Source organism: Mesorhizobium sp. B2-8-3, from assembly GCF_006440815.1.
Lineage (GTDB): Bacteria > Pseudomonadota > Alphaproteobacteria > Rhizobiales > Rhizobiaceae > Mesorhizobium.
On the sequence record NZ_VFTW01000041.1, the window covers coordinates 1 to 22,267 of the forward strand.

Genomic DNA, 22,267 nt, shown 5'->3' on the forward strand with positions numbered 1-22,267 from the left:
CCGACCAGAGTTTCAGTGCCATCATCCATCTCGCTGCCGCCGTCATAAACTCACGATGAATCTCAACAAGCCCTAGATCGATGTGATGGGCAAGTGCCTTGAATACTGTTCTGGCCGCGTCGCTGGCGTTTACCGGTCGTCCGGACTTCAGGCCTTCGTTTATGGTGCCGAAGAACTCTTCGACAGAGCGATGTCGGTTCGGCACATTGGACGGCTGGTATTGGTCGTAATATGCACCGCGGATCATAAGCGGCAGCTCCGCGCCAAGCTTGGCACCCAGTTCCGCGGGCAACCTGTCGCGTAAGGCGCGCAGAACCACACCAAGCGCATGCCATGCGAGTTGTCGATCCGGGCCGAGATCGTCCATGATCTCGTTCAACCAGATATTGGTGATCTGAACGGTTTTGTCGAAAACGTCGAGGCCATTTGCGCTCATCGTAATCTCCCGGATAAAAGCGCGCCCCGCGCACCCTGCTTCAGTTGGAACGTCCGACTGAAACTATTGTTTCGTTCTCCGGGCCGGGTGTGCGAGCGCGGTTGCCCGTAGCGCGATCGGGGTGGCCCCAAGTGGCGAAGGACCAAACGCTGCCGCAGGCGCCGTCGGAACTTTTGGATCAAGATCATTGGATCAAGGATCAATTGCGTCTCTGACGCGTTCCCGCCTTTTGGGGCGCGAATCAGTTGGGTCCCCTATCCGAGAAGGGAGAAAGCGATGCCCGACAAGAAAACCATCGAAAGGGCGCGACGGGATAAGCGCCAAGGCAAGTCGCCAAGCACGCAAGCGGGCGAGTTCGTGCGTGAGGAGATTGATGAGATTCGCAGTGGCAAGCACGGCGCGCGTTCCACAAAACAAGCGATCGCCATCGGCCTTTCCGAAGCGCGCCGCGCCGGGGTCGACCTACCTCCGCCAAAGAAGGGTAAGGTCAAGGAGAGCACGCGAAAAAGCGCTGAATATGCCCACGAAGTCGGCCAAGGTGAACGCAAACCCAAGCCCCGGCCGAAGGTTTCTAAGGCCGTGTCTGAGGTCCTCCAGCACGAACCGAAAAGCAGTGCGTCTCGCAAGGCGCTGTCGCGACAAACCAGGGAAGCGGCTTCGCAACGGACCGCTGAAGAGCGATCGGCCTCTGCCAAGAAAGCGGCCGCGACGAAAGGCGCAGCCGGGCGCTCGGCGGCCGCGCGGAAAGCTGTGGAGACCAAAGGCGCTCAAGGCAGGAAGCAAGCGGCGAAGAAGGCAGCCAGAACGCGTGCCACCCGCAGTTAGCCACAGATTGCCTTGACGGACGCCTGCTGGACGAAGAACCTTTGCAAGAACCGTTGACGGGTATGGCCATCGCACAAACTTCGTCATCAAACACTCGACCGCGGTCGGGGTGCGTCACCGTGTTCGGAGGATCCGGCTTTCTTGGGCGAAGGATCGTCAGGCATCTCTTGGATCACGGGCTTATCGTTCGTTCAGCCTCCCGCCATCCCGCGCATGCGCGACCGGGGTGGGCTAATGGCAAGTCCTTTAGCGCAGTCAAAGCCGATATCCTCGATCGAAGCCAAGTTGCAGCGGCCGTTTCGGATGCAGCAACGGTAGTCAACGCAGTCAGCCTCTATTCCGAACATGGAGACGTTACTTTCGAACGCATCCACGTCGAGGCCGCTTCCCAATTAGCGGACGCGGCGCGGGAAGGTGGCGCCGAACGATACATACAGATATCCGGCATCGGCTCCGACTCACGTTCGCAGTCCAGTTACATCAGGGCGCGAGGGCAAGGTGAGGAGGCCGTCAACGTCGGATTTCCGGGCGCGACTATCGTCCGCCCTGCGGTGATGACCGCAACAGACGACAGGTTTTTGACAACGATCACGAGATTGTTGCCCATCCTTCCCGCATATCCGCTGTTCGGCGATGGCGATACCCGCCTCCAGCCAGCATCCGTTGAAGACGTTGCCGAAGCCATCGCGCGGATCGCCTCCGGAGGCGCCGACGCCCGTCTGTTCGAGTTCGGTGGACCGCGTGTCTACACTTATCGAACCCTGGTGCTGGAAGTCGCTCAATTGCTTGGCATCAAGACACGATTGGTGCCGGTTCCATTTGTCTTATGGCGCATTCTTGCCACTTTCGGCGAGTTCATCCCCGGCGCACCGCTGACACGCAATCAGGTCGACCTCATGCAGATCGACACCGTTGCGGACACCCAGCTGCCGGGATTTCGCGACCTCGGAATAGAACCTCATGACATCGACCAGGTGCTGCGATCTGCAATCGTGCCGGCAGGCAGAACGCGCGCCAGCCGCCGCTAGCCCCGCTCGCTACCAATTGTCCCTGGATATTCCCTGCCAAAGGCAAGCAGGAACCTGCTCCAGCGCTCCCGGGTCGGAAAATGACCGACACCCGGCAAGAGTTCACGTTCACAACTGGCCGCAAAATGACGCGGTCGTCATCGCCGTGCAACGTCGGCGTCGGCACCGAGATGACCTCCGCCTCAACCTGCTTGCGCGCTAGCTCGAAGGACTTCGCTACCCGTTCGAACAGCGCATCGTCGAACCATGGAAGCCTACTCAGGGGCAACACATTAGGGACACCACACTGCAGCGGCCGCCCAACCCTGCGCAATCGGGTTTGTTCCTTTTGGCCATGAGCCGCCTCGATCCGGCGAGGGAACCAACGGCAGCCTTGCTGGTTCGGAAGCCAACAGCGGAGCCTCGCCATGCCCAATGCAGCCGAAATCCTCGTCGACACCTTGATTGCCTGGAACGTCGAAGTCATGTTCGGGCTCCCCGGCGACGGCATCAACGGCGTCATGGAAGCGCTGCGCAAAAACCAGGACAGGATATCCTTCGTCCAGGTGCGACACGAGGAATCGGCCGCGTTCATGGCTTGCGCCTACGCCAAATGGACAGGCAGGCTCGGCGTGTGCCTGGCAACATCCGGACCCGGCGGCACCCATCTTCTCACCGGCCTCTACGACGCCAAGCTCGACCAGGCGCCGGTGCTGGCAATCACCGGCATGCAGTTCCATGACCTGATCGAGACTTTCACGCAGCAGGATGTCGATCTTACTCGAGTTTTCAACGACGTCAGCGTCTACAACGTCCAGGTCTCGGACGCCGCGCATATGGAGAACGTAGCAAGCCTCGCCTGCCGCACAGCGCTTGCCCGCAAGGGCGTCGCCCATCTTTCGATCGCCAGCGATATCCAGGAACAGCCCGCCGACGCGGCCAAGCGATCCAAGCGCAACCGCCCGGCGCACACGCCGCAGGATATGTTCGCACCTCACTGCCTCGCGCAAGATGCGGAGTTGGACAAAGCCGCGGCCGTCCTCAATGATGCAGGGCGCGTGGCGATCCTAGCGGGGCGCGGAGCCATCGGCGCGGCGGTGGAGCTCGAGGAAACGGCGCGGCTGCTGCAGGCGCCGATCGTCAAGGCGCTGCTCGGCAAGGCGGTGCTGCCGGACGACCATCCCTACACCACTGGCGGCATCGGCATTCTGGGCACCTTGCCATCACAGGAGGCGATGGAGACGTGCGACGCCGTCCTCATCGTCGGCTCGACATTCCCTTACATCGAATATTATCCGCAGCCGGGCACAGCGCGTGGCGTCCAGATCGATTGCGACGCGCAGCGTATCGGCCTGCGCTTCCCCGTCGAGGCCGGCCTGGTCGGCGACGCGGCCGAGACGTTGCGCGCCCTCAACAAGCGGCTGAAGCAGAGGGCGAGTAAGGAATTCCTGGCGACGGCGCAAAGCTCGATGCAAAGATGGCGCGAGATGATGCGTCAATCCGAAGACGGCTCGGCGCATCCGCTCAAGCCGCAGCACGTCGCACGGGCATTCGGCGAACGCCTCGCCGAGAATACGGTACTGGCGACTGATTCCGGCCAGAACACCGAGCTTGCCGCCCGCCATGTCGATCTCCGCGCTGGGCAGGCCTTCGGCGTCTCGGGCGCCCTCGCCTCCATGTCCTGCGGCCTGAGCTATGCGATCGCCGCCGGCATCGCCTTTCCCGGCCGGCCGATCGCGGCGATCGTCGGCGACGGCGGGCTTGCCATGCAGCTCGGCGAGTTTTCCACGGCGGTGCGCTACGGCATCCCGCTGAAAATCCTGGTCATCAAGAACAACATGCTGAACCAGATCGCCTGGGAGCAAATGATGTTTCTCGGCAACCCGCAATTCGGCTGCGAATTGCAGCCGATCGATTTCGCCAAGGCCGCCGAGGCGATGGGCGGAAAAGGTTTCAGCATCGAGCGGGCGGAGGAGATCGAGCGCGTGCTGGACCAAGCTTTCGCCACCAGCGGCCCAGTGATCATCGAGGCGCTGGTCGACGCCTATGAGCCGATGATGCCGCCGAAAATGCCACCCGACTACGCCAAGAACTTCCGCAAGGCGCTGCCTCAGACTCCGGGTCGCGGTGAGATCGAGGAAAACGTCGCCCGGGAGCCCGCCAAGACGATGATGGAGGCAGGACAATAGGAGGGAATTCCGATGCTCGATCTTTCCCGCGAGCGCCGTCGGATGGTCGATGTTCATCTCGGCCGCCGCGGCATCCATGATCGGGAAATCCTGGCGGCGATGCGCGAGGTCCCCCGCGAAGTCTTCGTGGATCCTGGCTACGAGGAATTCGCCTATGAGGACGGACCGTTGCCGATCGCGGAAGGCCAGACGATATCGCAGCCCTACATCGTCGCCTTCATGCTGGAGATGGCGGAAATCGGCCCGGGCGACCAGGTGCTCGAGGTGGGCACAGGATCGGGCTACGCAGCCGCCGTCATGAGCCGGATCGTCGACCATGTCTACACGATCGAACGCCACACAGCGCTGGCCGAAACCGCACGGCACCGCTTTCAAAGACTAGGCTACGGCAACATCGAAGTTCGGACCGGCGACGGCACCAGAGGCTGGCCGGAAGCGGCGCCCTTCGATGCCATCGTGGTCGCGGCGAGCGGGCCGGGCGCGCCGCTGGCCTTGCAGCAGCAGCTCGACGTCGGCGGCAGGCTGGTCATCCCGGTGGGTGACGATCCCGACGAGCAGCGCCTGCTCAAGGTAACCCGCACGGGCGCCTCGACCTACAGCGAGGAGGATTTCGGCGGGGTGCGGTTCGTCCCGCTCATCGGCGAACAGGGCTGGCGGGAGGAAAGCCGCGCGACGACTGTCCGCGCGATTCCACTGGCGCGCCAGCGCAGCCTCCCGGAAATGATCGCCGCGGCGGCCGAGCCGCTGCCCGACTTCAACGATCCCGGCTTTGCCGAACCGTTCGACCGCTTCGCGGACCGGCGGATCGTCTTGCTCGGCGAAGCCAGCCACGGCACATCCGAATTCTACCGGGCGCGCGCGGCAATCACCAAAAGGCTGATCGAGAGACACGGCTTCACCATCGTGGCGGTGGAGGCCGATTGGCCCGATGCGGCTGCGATCGACCGCTATGTTCGCGGTAAGAGCACTTCCGCTGGCGCCGAGCAACCCTTCCAGCGCTTTCCGACCTGGATGTGGCGCAACACCGACGTCGCGGCATTCGTGGGGTGGTTGCGCGAGCACAATGACATGGTCAAGGCACTCCAGCCGCAAGCAGGCTTCTATGGCCTCGACATCTACAACATGCGCGGCTCGATCGCCGCCGTCCTGGAGTATCTCGACCGCGTAGACCCGGAAGCGGCAGAGGTTGCGCGCGAGCGCTATGGCTGCCTGACGCCTTGGCAGACCGAGCCGTCGACCTATGGCCGCGCCGCGCTGACCAGGGGTTACCGCGAATGCGAGGAAGCGGTTCTCGAACAATGCCGCGAGATGCTGGCGAGGCAGCTTGACGATACCGGACAAGACGGCGACGACCTCTTCGACGCCGCGCAGAATGCCCGTCTCGTCGCCTCTGCCGAGCATTATTACCGCACCATGTATTATGGCGGCCCGCAATCCTGGAATTTGCGCGATACCCATATGTTCGAAACGCTGGAGCATATCCTCGATGCGCGGGGCCCCAACGCGAAGGCTGTCGTTTGGGCGCATAATTCCCACATCGGCGACGCGCGCTACACCGAAATGGGCATCTCGCGCGACGAAGTGAATATCGGCCAGCTCTGCCGGCAGAAGTTTGGCGATGCCGCGGCACTCATCGGCCTAGGCACGCATGCAGGCACCGTCGCGGCAGCGACCGACTGGGACGGAGACATGGAAATCAAGTCGGTGCGGCCCTCTCGCGAAGACAGCTACGAGCGGCTCTGCCACGACGCCGGCATTCACCGGTTCCTGCTTGACCTCGGGCACGACCCGGACCTGCGCGACCGCCTGACCGAGCGTCGGCTGGAACGATTCATCGGGGTGATCTACCGGCCGGAAACCGAACTGCACAGCCACTATGCCGACGCCTCGCTGGCGCGGCAGTTCGATGCCTTTGTGTGGTTCGATGAAACCAACGCGGTCACGCCGCTCGGACCCGAGCACGCTGCCGAAGGCGTGCCGGAAACCTATCCATTCGGCGTCTGACGCCGGAACATTCGGCATCCCTTCCAGTTTGGGAGGCCATAGCAATTCCAGGAAAAGCGTGAGCGGTTTTCCGTCCGGAATTGCGTAAATCAAAGAGGTAGTGCGTTTCACCGTTTCCGTGAAACGGTGAAACGCGCTAATCGAGGAACGGCCATGAGCGGAAACCAGCACCCGAAATCGAAAAGACCGAGCGACGCCGATATGGAGAACGATCCCGGCATTGGAACCTCCAAGGGCACCATCAAGGAAGGTGACGAGTTGGAGCATGGCGAGAACACGGTCGAGGGAGATGTCGAGAACGACACCACCTCAACGGGCGGAATCAACCCGCGTCAGAAAATTCGCACGAACAAGTAGACTGTTTTCGCCCTCGCACCCGACCGTGCCAGCGGCCATCGGCATGGGCGGGATTCCAAAGGCGACGTTCCCCGACGCTTTGCAAACGCACTTAATCCATTCGAATCCAATGGAACAAACCTCTCAGCGCTCGATTGGGGTGCAGACAAGCGCCAACGTCAGGCGCGACAGGAGGAAAGCATGGACCGGGAAGAACGCATCAGGCAACGCGCCCACGAGATCTGGGAACGCGAAGGCCGCCCCGATGGGCGTGAGCAGGAGCACTGGGATCAGGCCGTCCAGGAGATCGAATCGGAAGGCTCGGAAGCCGAGCGCGGCCCGGTGACACCGGATCCCGCGGTTGGCGTCGGCTCGGATCCAGCCACCAACAAGCCCGGCGGCTGAAGGCACGGCGACCAATGCGTCGTATCGGTACACTTGTCGCGGCCCTGCTGATCGTGCTGATCGCCCTTTGGCTTTGGGCTGACCAGAACAGCGGACGCCCCAGCGGCGGCGCCCAGCAGCCGTCGCCGCACGCTATCGACCAAGGTGGCTGAGGTACGGCCAGCCTCACCGGCCGCCGTGTCGCGTTTCAGTCTTGCAGCTCGCGATCGAGCATGTCCGGATCGTTGCCGTATTTCCGGATCGGCGCCACCCCGCTTGGAATAGCGCGCTCGCGCGGAGCCTGCACTGATCTCAGCCGTGTCGTCCGGCGACCCCGTGCTCGCCGGACGACACGGCTTTTCAATGCACCAAACGGCTCCTGAGCCAGGCGAGAACCCGATTGCCTTTACGATCCTGCGAACTCGCGCGGCGGCCCAACTCGCCTGCATCGTGGCGCCGGCATGACAGCTGCAGACGACATCATGCAGTTGCCAATCGGACAATTCAAAGAAGCGCCTCGTCCGGAGCGATCAGATATTCATCTTGGATGATCAGTGCCAAGGGCGTCCGCATCTCGGCCTCCGTTAGCCTACCGTGCCCTCCTTGGCTCGGGCTCGCGATTGTTCTCAGCGTGTCCGCCAGGAAAGCGCGGGATGTGTTGCTGCGCCGCCGTTGCGGCGCTGCCGATGGGATTTGGACCAGCCTGCTCCTTGCCGAGACGGAGTTCTATCACGTCAGGGCTCGACAAGGCGGCGCGCGCCTCGAAGAGACGAAGAAACTCCGGTCTGAGCCCATCGCCCCGTGATTTTGCAAGCGTATGCAGTGACATGAAGGGATGCATCATCATACCTTTCACAGACGCCGCCTTCCCTCACATCGCGGTGGTTGCCCTTTCCTGCCTTGCTTCTTCGAAATCGACGGACAAGACGACATCACCGCCGCCGCCACTAACCCGAACCGCCCAGCCGTCCTGACGCGGTTCAGCCGCATCGTCGAGCAGATCGATCGCCGAGCGCACCGCTTCATGGCGAGCAGCTTCGAGGTCGGGCAATTCAACGCCTTCGACCCGCCTCACACTGCCGCCGTCGCGATATTCGAATGTGTACGGACCCACCTTGCCGTCCGGTTCATCTCGTTCTGCCGGGCAGCTGAATGCCGCGCACTGAAGCATCATCTCTCTGGCGCGATCGATAAGCGCGGCGTCGCCAAGCAACGGGTCGGACACAATCATGGTGACAGCAATCCTTTCCCCGCCCTCGCCAAGAAACTCGACTGTCGCGCCTTTGGGATCGGCATGTATCGCTGTGTCGAGAACTTGCATTCCGGCCTCGTTGTCCTGCTATCGAGGATACAAGGCTCCCTTGACCCGAAAGTTCCGTCCGAGTTCAAGAATCGATCTCGGCAACCGTGCGCCTGACGTCGCGCAGGCAATGAAGTCGAAGGCGCTTGCTTGATCCCGCCTCCTGCCTTGACGCCCGGTTGGAACAGCGGGGCCGGAAGCAGGTTTGGAAACAAAGGAGGCGCAAAATGTCACCCAACCAACGTACATCCGCCGAAGCACGCGGCGAAATCCAGGCCGGCAGGACCCAGGACAAGACGCCCGGATTCGACCCGGCGGCGGCGCCGCAGGAGGCAGATGCCGAGGCCGGCGATGTCGCGACTTCCGCTCAGCCGGCCGAGGCGCGCAAATCGAACTTCACCAACCAGGCGAGTTTTGCCGACGCGATGCGACAGCCGGAGAACGCGCCCGACCTGCAGCCGCGCAGAAGCGGCCCGGTTCTGGTCATAGTGGCGCTGGTTGTCGTGGCCGCCGTCGCATTTCTCGTCGCCGCGGTCTTTCGCTAGCCGCGAAAGGAACATCGCTCACGGTTCCAGGTTGATAGCGCAGGAGGCTGTTGCGATGCCAAGCTTGAGGATTTTGTTTCGCCGTCTGTGGCGCTGGAAAGCCCAACCCGCAACCGACTCGTCCCCCGTGGATGCCATTGTCCGCCTGCTGCGGGACGCAAACAAGCAGAGCGGCGCGGGTGGCACCAGGTATCAGGATTGAGGCCGACATTGCGGGCGGCCTGACTTGAGCGGACCGGCAACGGACAAAGCCGGCGGCGTGGCTCGTCTTCGAACCGAAGACCTTGGACTGGCACGGTATCGCCACCCTTGCGACCTGGGCAATGACCCTATTGATACAGCGCGCCGAGCACCGCGACACGCAGGCTCTTCAAGCCAAACTGGACGAGCTGATCACATCAAGTCGAACGGCGAGCGACGCTGTCGCGGGTATCGACGAAAAGGAACCGGAAGAGATCGAAAAGGTGCGGGACAACCACAGGAACATATCGGAGCACACGCGGTTGGACACTTGATGACCCGGCCGACCTTCCCTCCTACGAAAGCGCCACCATCCAAGGCTCGGATCGTCAGGGCGAGACGGTCGCCCCAAGCCGGCAGGAGGATATGATGTCGCTCACCGCGTTCGCGCTCAATTGCACGCTTAAAATGCCGGCGGACGGGGAAGAATCCTCCACCGACAGAATGCTGGCGGAGTTGGCGAAGGCGCTGGCCGCGCATGACGTCGCATGCGAAACCGCCCGCGCTCTTGCCCACAACATCAAGCCCGGCGTGCTCTCCGATATGGGCGAAGGCGACGACTGGCCGAAGCTGCGGGAAAAGATCCTGGCCGCCGACATCTTCATCCTTGGGTTGCCGATCTGGATGGGGCAGCCGTCGAGCGTGGCCAAGCGTGTGATGGAGCGGATGGACGCTTTCCTGTCCGAGACCGACGACAGCGGACGCATGCCGGCTGCCGGAAAGGTGGCGCTGGTGGCGATCGTCGGCAATGAGGATGGCGCGCATCACTGCCATGCCGAGTGCTATCAGGCGCTCAACGACGTCGGCTTCACCGTTTCCGCCAATGGCGGCGTGTACTGGGTTGGAGAAGCGATGGGCGACGTCAACTTCGTCGATCTTCCCGGCACGCCTGAAAAAGTCGTCGGCATGATCAAGATGGCGGCGTCCAATGCCGCTCATCTGGCCGGGCTCTTCAAGACGAAAAACTATGTCGGCGTGCCAGAGGGCGATTGATATCGCTCTCTTATCGTCCGATCAGCGTCAGCCCGAAGAGGATGACGAGCCAAAGCCCGGCGGCCGCAACGGCGAGCCGCGGCAACATGCCTGTCAGATGCATGAACAACATGGCGATCAGGACCGCCTTCGCGGCGGCGATCGCCAGGTTGAGGGCGACATTGAAGCCGCCAAGGTCGAAAAGGGACGAGCCGACCGTCAGTGCCAGCAGCGCGAGCAGGCCGAGATAGCCGAAGGTGAGTTTGCGCAGTTCGCTCATCGGTTGATCAGGTAAAGGACGGGGAACATGAACACCCAGATGATGTCGACAAAGTGCCAGTAGAGGCCGACGGCCACGACCCGGCGCAGCCGGTTGGCAGGGCTGGCGGTCCGCCAGAGCGCGACCATGCCGGCGATGACGACGATGCCGCCGATCAGGTGCAGCGCGTGCAGCGAGGTCATCGCGAAATAGAGGCCGAAGAAGAATTCGGCGTGGGTCGGATCCGGCCCGGCATAGCGAAACGGCAGGCCAAGGAGCGGAGCCAGGCCTTCACCGATTTCCTTGCCATATTCGATGCCTTTCACGGCCAGGAAGCAAATACCCAGCGCAGATGTCGCGGCCAGCGCCCAGACCGTAGCGCGCCAGCGTCTGTGAAGCGCAAGCATATGGGCCAGCGCCATGGTGAAGCTGCTGGTGATCAGCACGGCGGTGTTGAGGGTACCGATCGGCAGCGAAAGATGTTTCGATGCTGCCGCGAAGGCGGGGCCGAAATCGATATGCGCGACGAGGAAGACCAGGAAGATCGCGCCGAACAGCATCGCCTCGGAGCCGATGAACACCCACATGGCAAAATTGTCGGCGCGCCGTTCGCGCTGCGGGGTGTCGAAGGCGACGCTCTCGGTCCCGCTCATCCGCCTGCCTCCAGATGCGGACTGAAGCGTTCGTGCTCAAGCCCCTTCATGTCGTAGGCATAGGCCGGTCGGGTCACAACCGGCATCGTCTCGAAATTATGCGGCGGCGGCGGCGAGCCTGTCTGCCATTCGAGCCCGGTGGCGTTCCACGGATTGTCGGTCGCGCGAGCGCCGCGAAACAGCGACCAGCCGAGATAGAACAACGGCATCAAATAGCCGATCGCCAGCACCACCGCGCCAGCCGACGACAGCACGTTCCAGAATTGGAACTCCGGCGGATAGGTATGATAGCGCCGGGGCATGCCGTCGAAGCCCAGCACATATTGCGGGAAGAAGGTCAGGTTGAAGCCGACGAAGGTGACGGTCGCCGCGATCCGCCCCGCCGTTTCCGAATACATGCGGCCGGTCAGCTTAGGCCACCAGAAATGCAGGCCGGCCATATAGGCGGTCACCATGCCGCCGACCATGATGTAGTGGAAGTGCGCGATGACGAAGTAGGTGTCGTGGACATGCACGTCGACCGCGAGCGACGCAAGGAAGAGCCCCGCCAGCCCGCCGAAGGTGAACAGCGCAAGGAAGAACAGCGCGTAAAGCATCGGCGTCTCGAAGCTGATCTCGCCCTTGCGCAGCGTCAGGCTCCAGTTGAAGACCTTGATCGCCGACGGGATCGCGACGCAGAAGGACAGGAACGAGAATACCACGCCGGCATAGGAAGATTGCCCGCTGACGAACATGTGGTGGCCCCAGACCAGGAAGCCAAAGACGGCGATCGCCATCGACGACATCGCCACGGCCTTGTAGCCGAACAGCGGCCGGCGGCTGAAACAGGGCAGCACCTCCGACACCACGCCCATGCCTGGCAGGATCATGATGTAGACCGCCGGGTGCGAGTAGAACCAAAAGAGATGCTGGAAGAGCAGCGGATCGCCGCCGAGATCGGGATTGAAGATGCCGATGCCGAACACACGCTCCAGCACGATCAGGATCAGCGAGGCGGCGAGCACCGGGGTCGCCAGCACCATCACCAGGCTGGTGGCGTAGAGCGTCCAGACGAAGATCGGCAGGCGGAACCAGGTGAGCCCGGGCGCGCGCAGCGTGTGCACGCTGACGATGAAGTTGATGCCGGTCATGATCGTCGAGAAGCCGACGATGAAGACGCCGAACGCCGCGGTCGAAACCCAGCCATTGGCATAGAGCGTCGACAGCGGCGTGTAGAACGTCCAGCCGGTGTCGACGCCGCCCGCCACCACCGCAAACAGCGCGAACAAGCTGCCGAAGATGAAGACATACCAGCTGGCGAGGTTCAGCCGCGGGAACGCGAGGTCGCGCGCGCCGATCATCAACGGCAAAAGGAAATTGCCCAATGTCGCCGGGATCGACGGCACCAGGAAGAACCAGACCATGATGATGCCGTGCAGCGAGAACAGCCGGTTGTAGACATCGTCGGAGACGAGGTCGCCGGCCGGTGTCGCAAGCTCGATGCGCATCAGCACCGCCATGGCGCCGCCGAGGAAGAAGAAGGTAGTCAGCGAGATCAGGTAGAGCCATGCAACGCGCTTGTGGTCGGTGGTCAGCAGCCACGCGCGAGGCCCGCTCCCCTCCCCCAAATACGTGCCCTGCATCGCCACGTTGGTCATGGCATGGCTCCAGCCGTTGGTTGCGGCGAAAGCGACTTCAGATAAGCGAGCAGCATCTGCAGTTCGCCTTCGTCGATCAGGCCGTCGAAGCTCGGCATGACCGGTTCATAGCCCGCCGCGATTTCCTTCTTCGGATTGAGGATGGAGTCGCGCAGATAACGCTCGTCTGCGATCACCGTCTGCTGGTTGTCGAGCGCCACCGGCCGGCCGAAGATGCCGTCAAGCGACGGCGCCCGCACCTTGCTGCTCGCGCCATGGCAGCCCGAGCAGCCCAGCGCGCGAAACAGTTTCTCGCCGCTCGCGGCAAGCGTCTCGCCTTCGCCCTGGCTGTTCAGCCACGCGGCATATTGCTCGGGCGCCATCACGGTCACCCAGCCGCCCATTTCGGAATGCTGCGTGCCGCAATATTGGGCGCAGAACAGGTGGTAGCGGCCTGGCTCGGTGGCGATGAACCAGATATGCGTCGTGCGGCCCGGCACCGCATCCTGCTTGATACGGAACGCCGGCACGTAGAAGGAGTGGATGACGTCCTGTGAGGCGAGCGACACCACGACAGGTTTGCCGACGGGAACATGCAATTCGTTGATCTCGCGCTGGCCGCCTGGCTGCCTGAACTCCCACATCCATTGCTTGCCGAGTCCGGTGATCTCGAGCGCGTCCGCCGGCGGATGGTCGCGGCGAACGAAAAGCGTGGCGCCCCAGCCGAAGAAGATGAAAGCGACGATCAGGCTGGCGATCGTCCAGCTCATTTCCAGCGGCAGGCTGCGGGAACGCTTGCCTGTCCGATCCGCCTGTGAGCCGACGCGGTATTTCACCGCGTAGCCGACGACCAGTCCGGTCAGCGCCAGTCCGAGAACGACGGAAAAAGCAAGCAAAGTGTAAAACAGCGCATCGACCTGGCCGGCTTCCGAGGAAGCCTCCTGCGGGAAGAAGGGAATGCCGAAGCTCACCTTGCCCTCCCCCAGCTTTGCCAGAGCACGGTTGCGCCGAGGCCAAGCAGCGTTGCCAGGCTCGCGACTTTCAGCGCCGCCCAGATCGCCGGCGTGTACTGGCCTTTCGAACTGTCGAAGCCGGCGCAGAGCAGGAAGATGTGATCGGCAATCGACCCAAGCCTGTTCTCCGACGCTTCGACCAGCGCGAGCTTGAGATCGCGCGGCGTGAAGGTCAGCGCCGGCAGCACCTGTGAAATCCGGCCAGACGGCGTAAGTGCTATGACCGCGATCGGATGGACGAACTGATCGATGCCTTTGCGCCGGTCGAAGGTGATGCCCGCCTCGCTGGCAAGCGTAGCGCCTGCGCCATCGCTGCTGGTCAGGAAACGCCAGGCGGGCAGGCCTGCCGGACCGGCGGCGGAAGCGATGTCATCTTGCGCCGTGGCCGCGTCGGCCGGGGTCTCCTCGGGATCGATCGAGATGAACAGCGCGCGGTAGTCTGCCGGCCGAAGCGATGTCTTGTTCAGGTCGGAGGCAACGGCCTGCTGGGTGACGCCGCACAGGTTCGGGCATTTGTCGTAGCCGAAGATGACAAGCGCCGGACGGCCGCCCAGCGTTTCGCCCAGCGTCAGCTTCCGGCCGCTGGCGTCGATCAGTTCGCGGTCCAGCGTCAGCTGTGCGCCGAGCTTTGGATCGAATGTCGGTCGCTCGGCGGCAGGGGCCGCGCCGGCAACGAACAGACAAAGGGCGGCTAACAAGCTTCTCATCGCCCTGCCCCGCTTTGCTGTCGGCAATTCTGGGCCTGCGGAGCGCGGGGAACGGCCGCTGTGACCAGGGCGCAGTCATCGGCTCCAGTGGTTGCGGATCGCTGCTGCGACCAATCCGGCAAACCGTTGCTGACAATTGCCCACATGGCGTCGTCGATCGGAATACGGGCGATGCCGGCATTGCGGTCGACCCAGCCAAGCATTTTGAGCTGGCGATCCTCCTCGGCGCGAAGACTTGCCAGGTCCTGCCTTGGCGCGGTCTGCAGATCGGGGCTTTCCGGACTGGTTTCCGTCGGAACCGGCAGCCATGTCGGCGTGGTGTTGAAGGCGAGCTTCATGCCGATCGCGGCCAAGGCGATGAACAGCAGCAGCCCGCCACCGAAAGCGAGCAGCATCCGCGGCTGGACATCGCGCGTCTCGGGATGGCGGTGCGCCTTAGCCATGGGCTACCTCCCGCCTCCACCAGACGATCCTGTCTGCCCGGCGGAGCAGGAAGAGGAACAGCGCAAGCCACAGCCCACCCAGTCCCACCCAGGCGACCGCATCATGCCAGAGCGCTAGCAGACCGCCGGAAAAGAGCGGTGGCCGTATACGCCAGAACACATCGGCGAAATGGCCTGCAAGAGCTGCCCCCGCCAGCCAGACCAGGCCGTCATGGCTGCGCTTGAGCCGTCGGCCGAGCGAGCCTGTGAACGCAGCCGCCTGCAAGGCAATCAGCAGCCACAGCAGATACCGCCAGCCCCCCGTCGCGCGACTGATGTACCACCCGATCTCGTCGGGCAGGTCGCCGCCCCAGACGACAACCCACTGCATGAAGACGAGGTAGATCCAGGTCAGCAGGAAGCCCAGCTGCATGTTGGCAAGGTCCTCGCTAAGCGCGACATCTTCCTCGCCACCGGGTATGACCTCCACTGCCCGTCTTGCGGCCAGCACAAGGATCGCCAGGGCGAAAGCTCCGACGACTTCGGCGGAGGCCTCACAAAGCGCGTAGATGGTCGAGGTGAATTCCGGCTCGATCGAAAGCATCCAGTCGATGGCAAAGACGCTGACGGCAAGCGCGTGGAGGATCAGGCCAAGAGCATATTTCCTCCCGTTGCCAGCTTTCTCGGAATCCTCTGAAGTCGAGCCGAGCACCACCCATGTGAGAACGAGCCAGATCGCCGCGCAGACAGCGAAGCGCAGCAGGAAGAACGGCACGTTGAGATAAGCAAGCTTCTCTCGAACCTTCTCAGAAAGCATCGCGGAATCCGCGCCGGCCCATGGGAAGATAAGGTCGAGTCTCATCAGCACCGGCAGGAGCAAGATAAGCGCGAGCGGCAGCATCGCGATCATGACCCGCAAAGGCTGGCGGACCGCCTCGCCCCAGCGTCCGCCGGTCAGCCCGTGCACCATCAATATGGTCAGCGCGCCGAGCGGCAGGCTGATCGCGAAGATAGCTGCCGCGACCCAGGCGCCCAGCATTGCTTTGGCATCGAGCGATGCGCCAAGAACGCACAGGACAAGTCCCGCGACGCCGACCGCCACAAAACCCTGCTCCAGGCGGCTCATGGCGATGCCTCCGCTTCAAGCCGCGCGCGCAGGCTTTGCGGAAGTTCGGCGACTGGAGCGGCGCGCGAATATTGCAGCGCGCGGATATAGGCGACGATCGCCCAGCGGTCCTGCGGCGGCACGCGCGCCGCATAAGAATACATCGCGCCGTAGCCGTTGGTGATGACGTCGTAGAAGTGGCGGTCCGAGGCCTTGCGCAGCGCATCCTGATGGTAGCTTGGTGGCGCCGGAAAGCCGCGCTGGACGATCATGCCGTTGCCGTCGCCGGTGCGGCTGTGACAGGGCGAACAGAATATGTCGAAACGCTGCTGGCCGCGCTGTAGCAGCTCGGTCGTGATCGGATAGGGGATTTTGTCCGGGACAGGCGAAAGATCGGCGTCGCGTGTGACAGTGCCCGTGACCGGCGTGCGTGCCGACATGCCGTCGGCGAATTGGCTGCTCGCCTCCAGCGGATCGTAGCGCGGCTGGTCCTCCATGTCCTGCCGGCAGCCGGCGACAGCCAGCGCTCCGAGCAGAAGCGTTAGGCCGAGACGGCTCACGCTTCGACCTCTTCGACCGTCTCGGCACCGAGCCGCGTCAGTTGGCCCCGGGTCACGCCCTTCCGGTATTTCGGATCGGCCGCTTCGATCAGCAGATAGAACTTGCCGCCGCGGGCATAGCTGAAGCTCTCGGCGTTGAAGACCGGATGATGGTAGCGGGGCAGGCCGTTGGCCGCGAGCACACCCAGAAAGCCGGCGAAGGCTGCGCCGAGAATGCCGGCCTCGAAGGCGATGACGACGAAAGGCGGCCAGGAATGCAGCGGCCGGCCGCCGACATTGATGGGATAGTCGATCTCGACGGAGTACCAGATCAGCGCATAGACAAGAGCGGCGCCGGCAATGCCGCCGGCGAGCACGACCCAGGGCAGGCGCGTGGCGCGGATTTCCAGTATCTCATCCAATTCCTTCAGCGGAAACGGCGAGAACGCATCCATGCGCCGGTAGCCGCGCTCGCGCATGCCGCGGGCTGCCTCGATAAGCGCTTCGGGTGCGGCAAACGCAGCCACGAGACCGTAGAGGCTCATCTGAGCTTGCCCTCCTCCTCAGCCAGTTCCTCGACCTCGAAGATGGTGATCGCCGGCAGGATGCGGATAAACAGGAAGACCAGCGCGAAAAAGGTGCCGATCGAGCCGAAGAGGATGCCGAAGTCGAGCCAGGTCAGCGACTGCTCGCCCCAGGCAGACGGCAGGTAGTCGCGGCTCGGCCCCGTCACGACGATGATGTAGCGTTCGATCCACATGCCGATGTTGATGGCAATGGCGATCGCGAACAGCAGCGGCATGTTGCGGCGGATGCGTCTGAACCACAGCAACTGCAGCACGCCACAGTTCAGGCCGAGCATCGTCCAGAACAGCGGCGCATAGGGACCTAGCGCGCGCTGCGCCATCATGGCGCGTTCGTAGGGCTCGCCCGAATACCAGGCGAAGAATGCTTCGGAGACATAGCCATAGGCGACGACCATGCCGGCGGCGATCATCAGCTTGGCGGCATTGTCCATATGCCTGACCGTGATCAGGTCCTCGACCGAAAAAGCCCAGCGCAGCGGAATGGCGATGGTGAGCACCATGGCGAAGCCTGAGAGCAGCGCGCCGGCGACGAAATAGGGCGGGAAGATCGTCGAGTGGTAGCCGGGCGTGATGGCGAAGGTGAAGTCGAGCGAGACGATCGAGTGGACCGAAACGACCAGCGGCGTGGCCAGGGCGGCTAGCAGGAAATAGACGACCTGATAGCGCGACCAATGATAGGCCGAGCCGCGCCAGCCAAGCGCCAATATGCCGTAGAAGAGCTGCGCCGGCCTTGCTCTCGCGCGGTCGCGCAGCACCGCCAGATCCGGCAGCAGACCCATATACCAGAAGAGCAGCGAGACGGTCGCATAGGTCGCGATCGCCGCGAAATCCCAGACGAGCGGGCTGCGCCATTGCGGCCAGTTCATATGCACATTGGGCAGCGGCAGCAGCCAGTAGAAGAACCACGGTCGGCCGAGATGCAGGATCGGGAACAAGCCGGCCATGGCGACGGCAAACAGCGTCATGGCTTCGGCGAAGCGGTTGATCGAGGCGCGCCATGGTTGGCGCAGCAGCAGGAGCACCGCCGAGATCAGCGTGCCGGCATGGCCGATGCCGATCCACCAGACGAAGTTGGAGATCATCGTGCCCCAGGCCACCGGAATGTCGATACCATAGGCGCCGACACCGACGGCGATCAGGTAAGTGATCGAGTAGAGCAGCAGCAGGACGAGCAGGAAGCAAAGGAAGAACGCCGTCCAGAAATGACGCGGCAGGCGGCCGTTGAGCACGATCGAGCCGATGCGCCCACTGATCTCGGGAAAGTCGTGGCGGCCGCGCAGGACAGCCGAGCTGTTCGCGCCGGCTTCAGCCATCGGTCGCCTCGCTTGGCCTGGCAAGCCTGCCGTTCGGATTGGAGATTTTGCCGAGATAGGAGGTGCGCGGCCGTGTGTTCAGCTCCTCCAGCAGCGCGTAGTTCTGCGGCGCGCTTTTCTCCCGAACGACCTTTGCGTCTTTCCTGTTGCGATCACCGAAGGTGATGGCCTGGGTTGGGCAGGCCTGTTGGCAGGCGGTGACCACTTCGCCATCGGCGATGTCGCGATTTTCGATCTGCGCCTGGATGCGCTTGGCGCTGATGCGCTGGACGCAGTAGGTGCATTTCTCCATGACGCCGCGCGAGCGTACGCTGACATTTGGGTTGTGAACGCCCTGCTCCGGACCGGCCTCGTCCTTGTCGAACGACTGGTGGTCGAGGAAGTTGAAGCGCCGCACCTTGTAGGGGCAGTTCTGCGAGCAATAGCGCGTGCCGATGCAGCGGTTGTAGACCTGCGCATTCAGCCCATCATGCGTGTGGACCGTTGCGTTGACCGGACAGACCACCTCGCAGGGCGCCTTCTCGCAATGCATGCAAGGGACCGGCTGGAAGAATGTCTCGGTCGCGTCGAGCGGACCGGCATAGTAGCGATCGACTCGCAGCCAGTGCATCTCATGGCCGCGCTCGCATTCCTCCGGCCCGACCGGCGCGATGTTGTTCTCGGCCTGGCAGGCCGAAACGCAGGCCATGCAGCCGATGCAGGAGGATAGATCGATCGCCATCGCCCAGGCTTCCTGGTCGTAGCGCCATTCGGGATAGAGCGATTCCGCCGGTGACGGCGGCGCATCCTTACGGACGAAATCCGGGTTCTGCCGGAACGCGTCGAGCGAAGCATGGCGCACGATGGCGCGGCCTTCCATCGCCTGGTGTTGCTGCGTGGTGATGACGCGCATGCTGTTCTTGCGGGGCGCGATGGTCGCGCCGGTCGCGAACCATTCCGAACCACGGCGCAAATGGAAGGCGTCGTAGCCTTCCGACAGCGCGGCAACGGAACCGACCTTTCGCCCGAAGCCGAAGGAGAGCGTTATCGTTTCGTCCGGATGGCCGGGCGCGATCCAGGCCGGCGCATCGACGTCCGCGCCATTTGAGGCGACATTGATGACATCGCCGTTTTCGATCTTCAGTCGCTCGGCAGTGGCGGGCGATATGAGCGCAGCATTGCCCCACACGATCTTGGTCAGCGGTCGCGGCAGCTCCTGCAGCCATGAAGCGTTGGCGAAACGCCCATCACGCAGCCAGGGATCAGCGACGAAGCGGATATCGATGCCGCTGCCCGCGTTTGCCGCCGGCTTCAGTCCCGACAGGTCCGGCGGCACTGTAACGGATGCCGGCCTGGCGGCACTGTTCGCTATGACGCCGTCGCGCAGAGCCTTTCTCCACGCGTCATCATCGAGCTCTGCCCAATGCTGCCGGACAAGCGACAGCGGATCAGTCTGGAATTGGCCGCCAAGCACGGCGAGCAGCTCATGCCCGGTCTTGCCATCGTAAAGCGGCTTGATCAGCGGCTGCACCGGCGAGGCGGTGCCGTCATAGGCTCGGATGTCGCTCCAGCTCTCGAGTTCATGCGCCGCAGGCACATGCCAATGCGCCAGGAATGCCGTCTCGTCGCGATAGAGCCCGTGATGGACAAGCAGCTTCAGGCCGGAAAAGGCTTTGCGCACATCGAGGCCTGCCGGCGCGGTGTGCAGCGGATTTGCGACGAGCACGATGACCGTGTCGATCGCCCCGTGGCCAATCGCTTCGCACATCGCCTCCAGATCGCCATCGACCTGCAGCGCATCCGGCGCCGCGATAAACTCCATCGTATTGCCGAGCGCGCCAAGCCTCGCATTGGCGGCAAACGCGGCAGCGTGAACGAACACGCTCTGATGCGCACCCGGCACGACCAGTGCGTTGCGGCCGGCTGCCTTCAGATCATCGACCAGCGCATTCATGCATGGCGCGTCGATCGGAGTCTGGTCGATTGGCGCTACGGCCGCCCCGGCTTGGCCTTCCAGCGTGGCATGAAGCCCGGCAGCCACGGCTTCGACCTCACTCGGCCGTATCGCTATCTTATGATCGGCCGCCGCGCCTGTGATCGTCGGCGTCGATTCCACCGCATAAAGCCGGCTCATCCCGTCGTTCGGGCTGCGCACACGTCGCCGCGCCGCGAAGTCGCGCGCATAGGCGAGCCGCCCCGGCCCCTCGCCCAGGAAATCGGCGTCGAGACTGACGATCGTTTCGGCACGATCGAAGCGGTAGACCGGCGTCAGCGCCGATCCGAACAGTGCATGTGACGCCTCCGCCGCCGCCGGTATCGCCAACGGGTCGTGACGATGGATTTTCAGTTTCGGATAGCGTGCCCGCAGCGCATCCAACTGCGCCGCAAGAGTCGGCGAGGTAGTCGCTTCAACCAGCAGGGCTCCGCCCTGTCCTTGTGAGGCCGTCCAGCGCGAGACGAGTGCCGCCATGTCCTTGAGGAAATCGCCATAGGATGCCGGCTGTCCATCCTTGAGCGGGGTGCGCGAGCGATCAGGGTCGAACAGCGTCAGCACCGCCGCCTGCATCACAGCGTCGGTTGCGCCGCGCGACGCCGGATGATCCGGATTGCCCTCGATCTTTGTCGGCCGCCCTTCATGGCTTTCGACGATCGCGCCGATGCCGAAGCCGTCGCTCGACAATGTTGTCGCGTAATAGGCCGGCTTGCCGGGGATCAGCATTTCCGGCTGGCGCACATAAGGCACGATGCCTTCCGCCCTGCTGCAGGCGGCCAGCCCGGCAAGCGACAGCGAAGCGCCCATCAGCTTCAGCAGCGTGCGCCGGTTCGGCCTGGCCGGCAGGCGCTCCGCGATTGCCGGAAATTCGGCTTCGACGAAGCGCCGGAATTCCACGGTGCCGGCAATCTCGTCGAGGCTGCGCCACATGTCGCGGCCGCTCATCAGCCGTCGGCGCAACGCTGCGATGTCGATAGCGGGCTGCGCCTTTCCTTCAGCGATGGCAGACATAGCAATCCGTCATCGTCTCGGGATGGATGTCGAGCATGCCGATAAGCTGTCGCCTGATCTCGGCGATGTCCTCAGGTGGCTGCCAGTGCATCAGGAACACGTCCCGCGGTGGACGCAGATTGGGTCCGGGATTGCGATGACAGCCGAGGCACCATTCCATGCTCAGCGTATGCGCTCGCCTGGTCAGCGGCATCTGGTCGACCTCGCCATGGCAGGTCTCGCAGGCGACGCCCTTGTTGACGTGTATGGCGTGATTGAAGAACACAAAGTCGGGTACGCTATTGATGCGCTGCCATTCGATCGGTTTGCCGCTGGCCAGGCTTGCGCGCACGGGCGCCAACATCTCGGCGTTGGTGAAAAGCTGCGAATGACACGTCATGCAGACTTCGGTCGCCGGCAGACCCGCCGAAGACGAGGTCTCGACACCGTTGTGGCAATAGCGGCAGTCGATGCCGAGCTGGCCGACATGGTGCTTGTGACTGAACGGCACCGGCTGCGCCAATGGCTCACCTACTCCCGTTACCAGGTCCGAACGGGGAAGGATTGTCCCGATCGCAATGGCGATCAGCAGAACTGCACAACTTCCCCAGATGACAAAGCGCGCAACGCCATTGGCGTTTTTCGAGAAGATCTGCGGCATCCCCTCGCCGATTCTGCTGAAGGCAAACTCAGAGTTGACGACACCTAACGGTGCTTTCGCCACGAAGGTTCCGAAGCCGCAAAAGGATCACAGAATGGTGACCGGCAGCGACGGCGGATGTCGAATTTAATCCGCAACCACAGCCGGCTGCATGCGTTCGCCAGATATCACGATCTGTTTCACGCTGGAAAA

Annotated in this window: 24 protein-coding genes; 10 read left to right on the top strand and 14 right to left on the bottom strand. The window is 63.2% G+C overall.

The window, feature by feature from the left end; translation table 11 throughout:
- Positions 1-436 (bottom strand): DUF2267 domain-containing protein (locus FJ418_RS30690; protein ID WP_140871990.1); only part of this gene is annotated, 436 nt, incomplete at its 3' end.
- Between the two features lie 276 nt (positions 437-712).
- On the opposite strand from FJ418_RS30690, the gene FJ418_RS30695 reads away from it, so the two are divergent.
- The 7 genes from FJ418_RS30695 to FJ418_RS32140 all read left to right on the top strand — a co-directional run bounded on the left by FJ418_RS30695 (position 713) and on the right by FJ418_RS32140 (position 7,354).
- Complete coding sequence (locus FJ418_RS30695) at positions 713-1,261, top strand: DUF6496 domain-containing protein (protein ID WP_140652689.1); 549 nt, start codon at positions 713-715, stop codon at positions 1,259-1,261.
- A 62-nt stretch (positions 1,262-1,323) separates the two neighbouring features.
- Positions 1,324-2,289: a complex I NDUFA9 subunit family protein gene (locus FJ418_RS30700; RefSeq protein ID WP_140857743.1), complete on the top strand. Its 966-nt coding sequence runs from the start codon at positions 1,324-1,326 to the stop codon at positions 2,287-2,289.
- Positions 2,290-2,696: 407 nt separating this feature from the next.
- On the top strand, positions 2,697-4,457 hold the full coding sequence (locus FJ418_RS30705) for a thiamine pyrophosphate-dependent enzyme (protein ID WP_140871992.1): 1,761 nt from the start codon (positions 2,697-2,699) through the stop codon (positions 4,455-4,457).
- 12 nt (positions 4,458-4,469) lie between these two features.
- Positions 4,470-6,461 carry a protein-L-isoaspartate(D-aspartate) O-methyltransferase gene (locus tag FJ418_RS30710; protein WP_140871994.1) on the top strand — a complete coding sequence of 664 codons (1,992 nt, stop codon included), beginning with the start codon at positions 4,470-4,472 and terminating at the stop codon, positions 6,459-6,461.
- Positions 6,462-6,614: 153 nt separating this feature from the next.
- Positions 6,615-6,818 carry a hypothetical protein gene (locus FJ418_RS30715; RefSeq protein WP_140640539.1) on the top strand — a complete coding sequence of 68 codons (204 nt, stop codon included), beginning with the start codon at positions 6,615-6,617 and terminating at the stop codon, positions 6,816-6,818.
- A 180-nt stretch (positions 6,819-6,998) separates the two neighbouring features.
- Positions 6,999-7,202: a DUF2934 domain-containing protein gene (locus tag FJ418_RS30720; RefSeq protein ID WP_140652681.1), complete on the top strand. Its 204-nt coding sequence runs from the start codon at positions 6,999-7,001 to the stop codon at positions 7,200-7,202.
- A 14-nt stretch (positions 7,203-7,216) separates the two neighbouring features.
- Entirely contained in the window at positions 7,217-7,354 is a 138-nt protein-coding gene (locus FJ418_RS32140) for a hypothetical protein (RefSeq protein WP_181167156.1), read from the top strand.
- Between the two features lie 698 nt (positions 7,355-8,052).
- On the opposite strand, the gene FJ418_RS30725 is transcribed toward FJ418_RS32140, so the two are convergent.
- Positions 8,053-8,502 carry a hypothetical protein gene (locus tag FJ418_RS30725; protein WP_140871996.1) on the bottom strand — a complete coding sequence of 150 codons (450 nt, stop codon included), beginning with the start codon at positions 8,500-8,502 and terminating at the stop codon, positions 8,053-8,055.
- Between the two features lie 206 nt (positions 8,503-8,708).
- Here FJ418_RS30725 and FJ418_RS30730 point away from each other — a divergent pair, with 206 nt between their 5' ends.
- From FJ418_RS30730 to FJ418_RS30740, 3 genes are all read left to right on the top strand, one after another.
- A complete protein-coding gene (locus FJ418_RS30730; protein WP_140871998.1) occupies positions 8,709-9,026 on the top strand; it encodes a hypothetical protein in 318 nt (105 codons plus the stop codon).
- A 284-nt stretch (positions 9,027-9,310) separates the two neighbouring features.
- The gene (locus tag FJ418_RS30735; RefSeq protein WP_348643137.1) at positions 9,311-9,541 is read left to right on the top strand and encodes a low affinity iron permease family protein; all 231 of its coding nucleotides are present in this window, start codon (positions 9,311-9,313) and stop codon (positions 9,539-9,541) included.
- 94 nt (positions 9,542-9,635) lie between these two features.
- Positions 9,636-10,259: an NAD(P)H-dependent oxidoreductase gene (locus tag FJ418_RS30740; RefSeq protein WP_140710403.1), complete on the top strand. Its 624-nt coding sequence runs from the start codon at positions 9,636-9,638 to the stop codon at positions 10,257-10,259.
- Positions 10,260-10,269: 10 nt separating this feature from the next.
- Here FJ418_RS30740 and FJ418_RS30745 read toward each other — a convergent pair whose 3' ends face one another.
- From FJ418_RS30745 to FJ418_RS30800, 12 genes are read right to left on the bottom strand one after another with little or no spacing between them, the layout of a single operon-like run.
- A complete protein-coding gene (locus tag FJ418_RS30745) occupies positions 10,270-10,518 on the bottom strand; it encodes a cytochrome C oxidase subunit IV family protein (RefSeq protein WP_140640549.1) in 249 nt (82 codons plus the stop codon).
- Positions 10,515-11,150 carry a cytochrome c oxidase subunit 3 gene (locus FJ418_RS30750; protein WP_140710401.1) on the bottom strand — a complete coding sequence of 212 codons (636 nt, stop codon included), beginning with the start codon at positions 11,148-11,150 and terminating at the stop codon, positions 10,515-10,517. Before FJ418_RS30750 ends, FJ418_RS30745 begins: the two co-directional genes overlap by 4 nt.
- Positions 11,147-12,787 carry a cytochrome c oxidase subunit I gene (gene ctaD, locus FJ418_RS30755; protein WP_140710399.1) on the bottom strand — a complete coding sequence of 547 codons (1,641 nt, stop codon included), beginning with the start codon at positions 12,785-12,787 and terminating at the stop codon, positions 11,147-11,149. Before ctaD ends, FJ418_RS30750 begins: the two co-directional genes overlap by 4 nt.
- Positions 12,784-13,737, bottom strand: a complete 954-nt coding sequence (coxB, locus tag FJ418_RS30760) for a cytochrome c oxidase subunit II (protein ID WP_140710397.1) — start codon at positions 13,735-13,737, stop codon at positions 12,784-12,786. The genes ctaD and coxB overlap by 4 nt, the downstream gene beginning before the upstream one ends.
- On the bottom strand, positions 13,734-14,486 hold the full coding sequence (locus FJ418_RS30765) for an SCO family protein (protein WP_140710395.1): 753 nt from the start codon (positions 14,484-14,486) through the stop codon (positions 13,734-13,736). Before FJ418_RS30765 ends, coxB begins: the two co-directional genes overlap by 4 nt.
- Positions 14,483-14,929: a hypothetical protein gene (locus FJ418_RS30770; protein ID WP_140872000.1), complete on the bottom strand. Its 447-nt coding sequence runs from the start codon at positions 14,927-14,929 to the stop codon at positions 14,483-14,485. The genes FJ418_RS30765 and FJ418_RS30770 overlap by 4 nt, the downstream gene beginning before the upstream one ends.
- Positions 14,922-16,010 (bottom strand): hypothetical protein, encoded by a 1,089-nt coding sequence (locus FJ418_RS30775; protein ID WP_140872002.1) that lies wholly within the window; start codon positions 16,008-16,010, stop codon positions 14,922-14,924. Before FJ418_RS30775 ends, FJ418_RS30770 begins: the two co-directional genes overlap by 8 nt.
- 20 nt (positions 16,011-16,030) lie before the next feature.
- Positions 16,031-16,573, bottom strand: coding sequence for a cytochrome c (locus tag FJ418_RS30780; protein ID WP_140872004.1), 543 nt, complete (start codon positions 16,571-16,573; stop codon positions 16,031-16,033).
- Complete coding sequence (locus FJ418_RS30785) at positions 16,570-17,097, bottom strand: DUF3341 domain-containing protein (RefSeq protein ID WP_140872006.1); 528 nt, start codon at positions 17,095-17,097, stop codon at positions 16,570-16,572. Before FJ418_RS30785 ends, FJ418_RS30780 begins: the two co-directional genes overlap by 4 nt.
- Positions 17,094-18,452, bottom strand: a complete 1,359-nt coding sequence (nrfD, locus tag FJ418_RS30790) for an NrfD/PsrC family molybdoenzyme membrane anchor subunit (protein ID WP_140703666.1) — start codon at positions 18,450-18,452, stop codon at positions 17,094-17,096. Before nrfD ends, FJ418_RS30785 begins: the two co-directional genes overlap by 4 nt.
- Positions 18,445-21,435: a TAT-variant-translocated molybdopterin oxidoreductase gene (locus FJ418_RS30795; protein ID WP_140872008.1), complete on the bottom strand. Its 2,991-nt coding sequence runs from the start codon at positions 21,433-21,435 to the stop codon at positions 18,445-18,447. The genes nrfD and FJ418_RS30795 overlap by 8 nt, the downstream gene beginning before the upstream one ends.
- Entirely contained in the window at positions 21,419-22,138 is a 720-nt protein-coding gene (locus FJ418_RS30800) for a cytochrome c3 family protein (protein WP_140872010.1), read from the bottom strand. The genes FJ418_RS30795 and FJ418_RS30800 overlap by 17 nt, the downstream gene beginning before the upstream one ends.
- Positions 22,139-22,267: the final 129 nt, after the last annotated feature.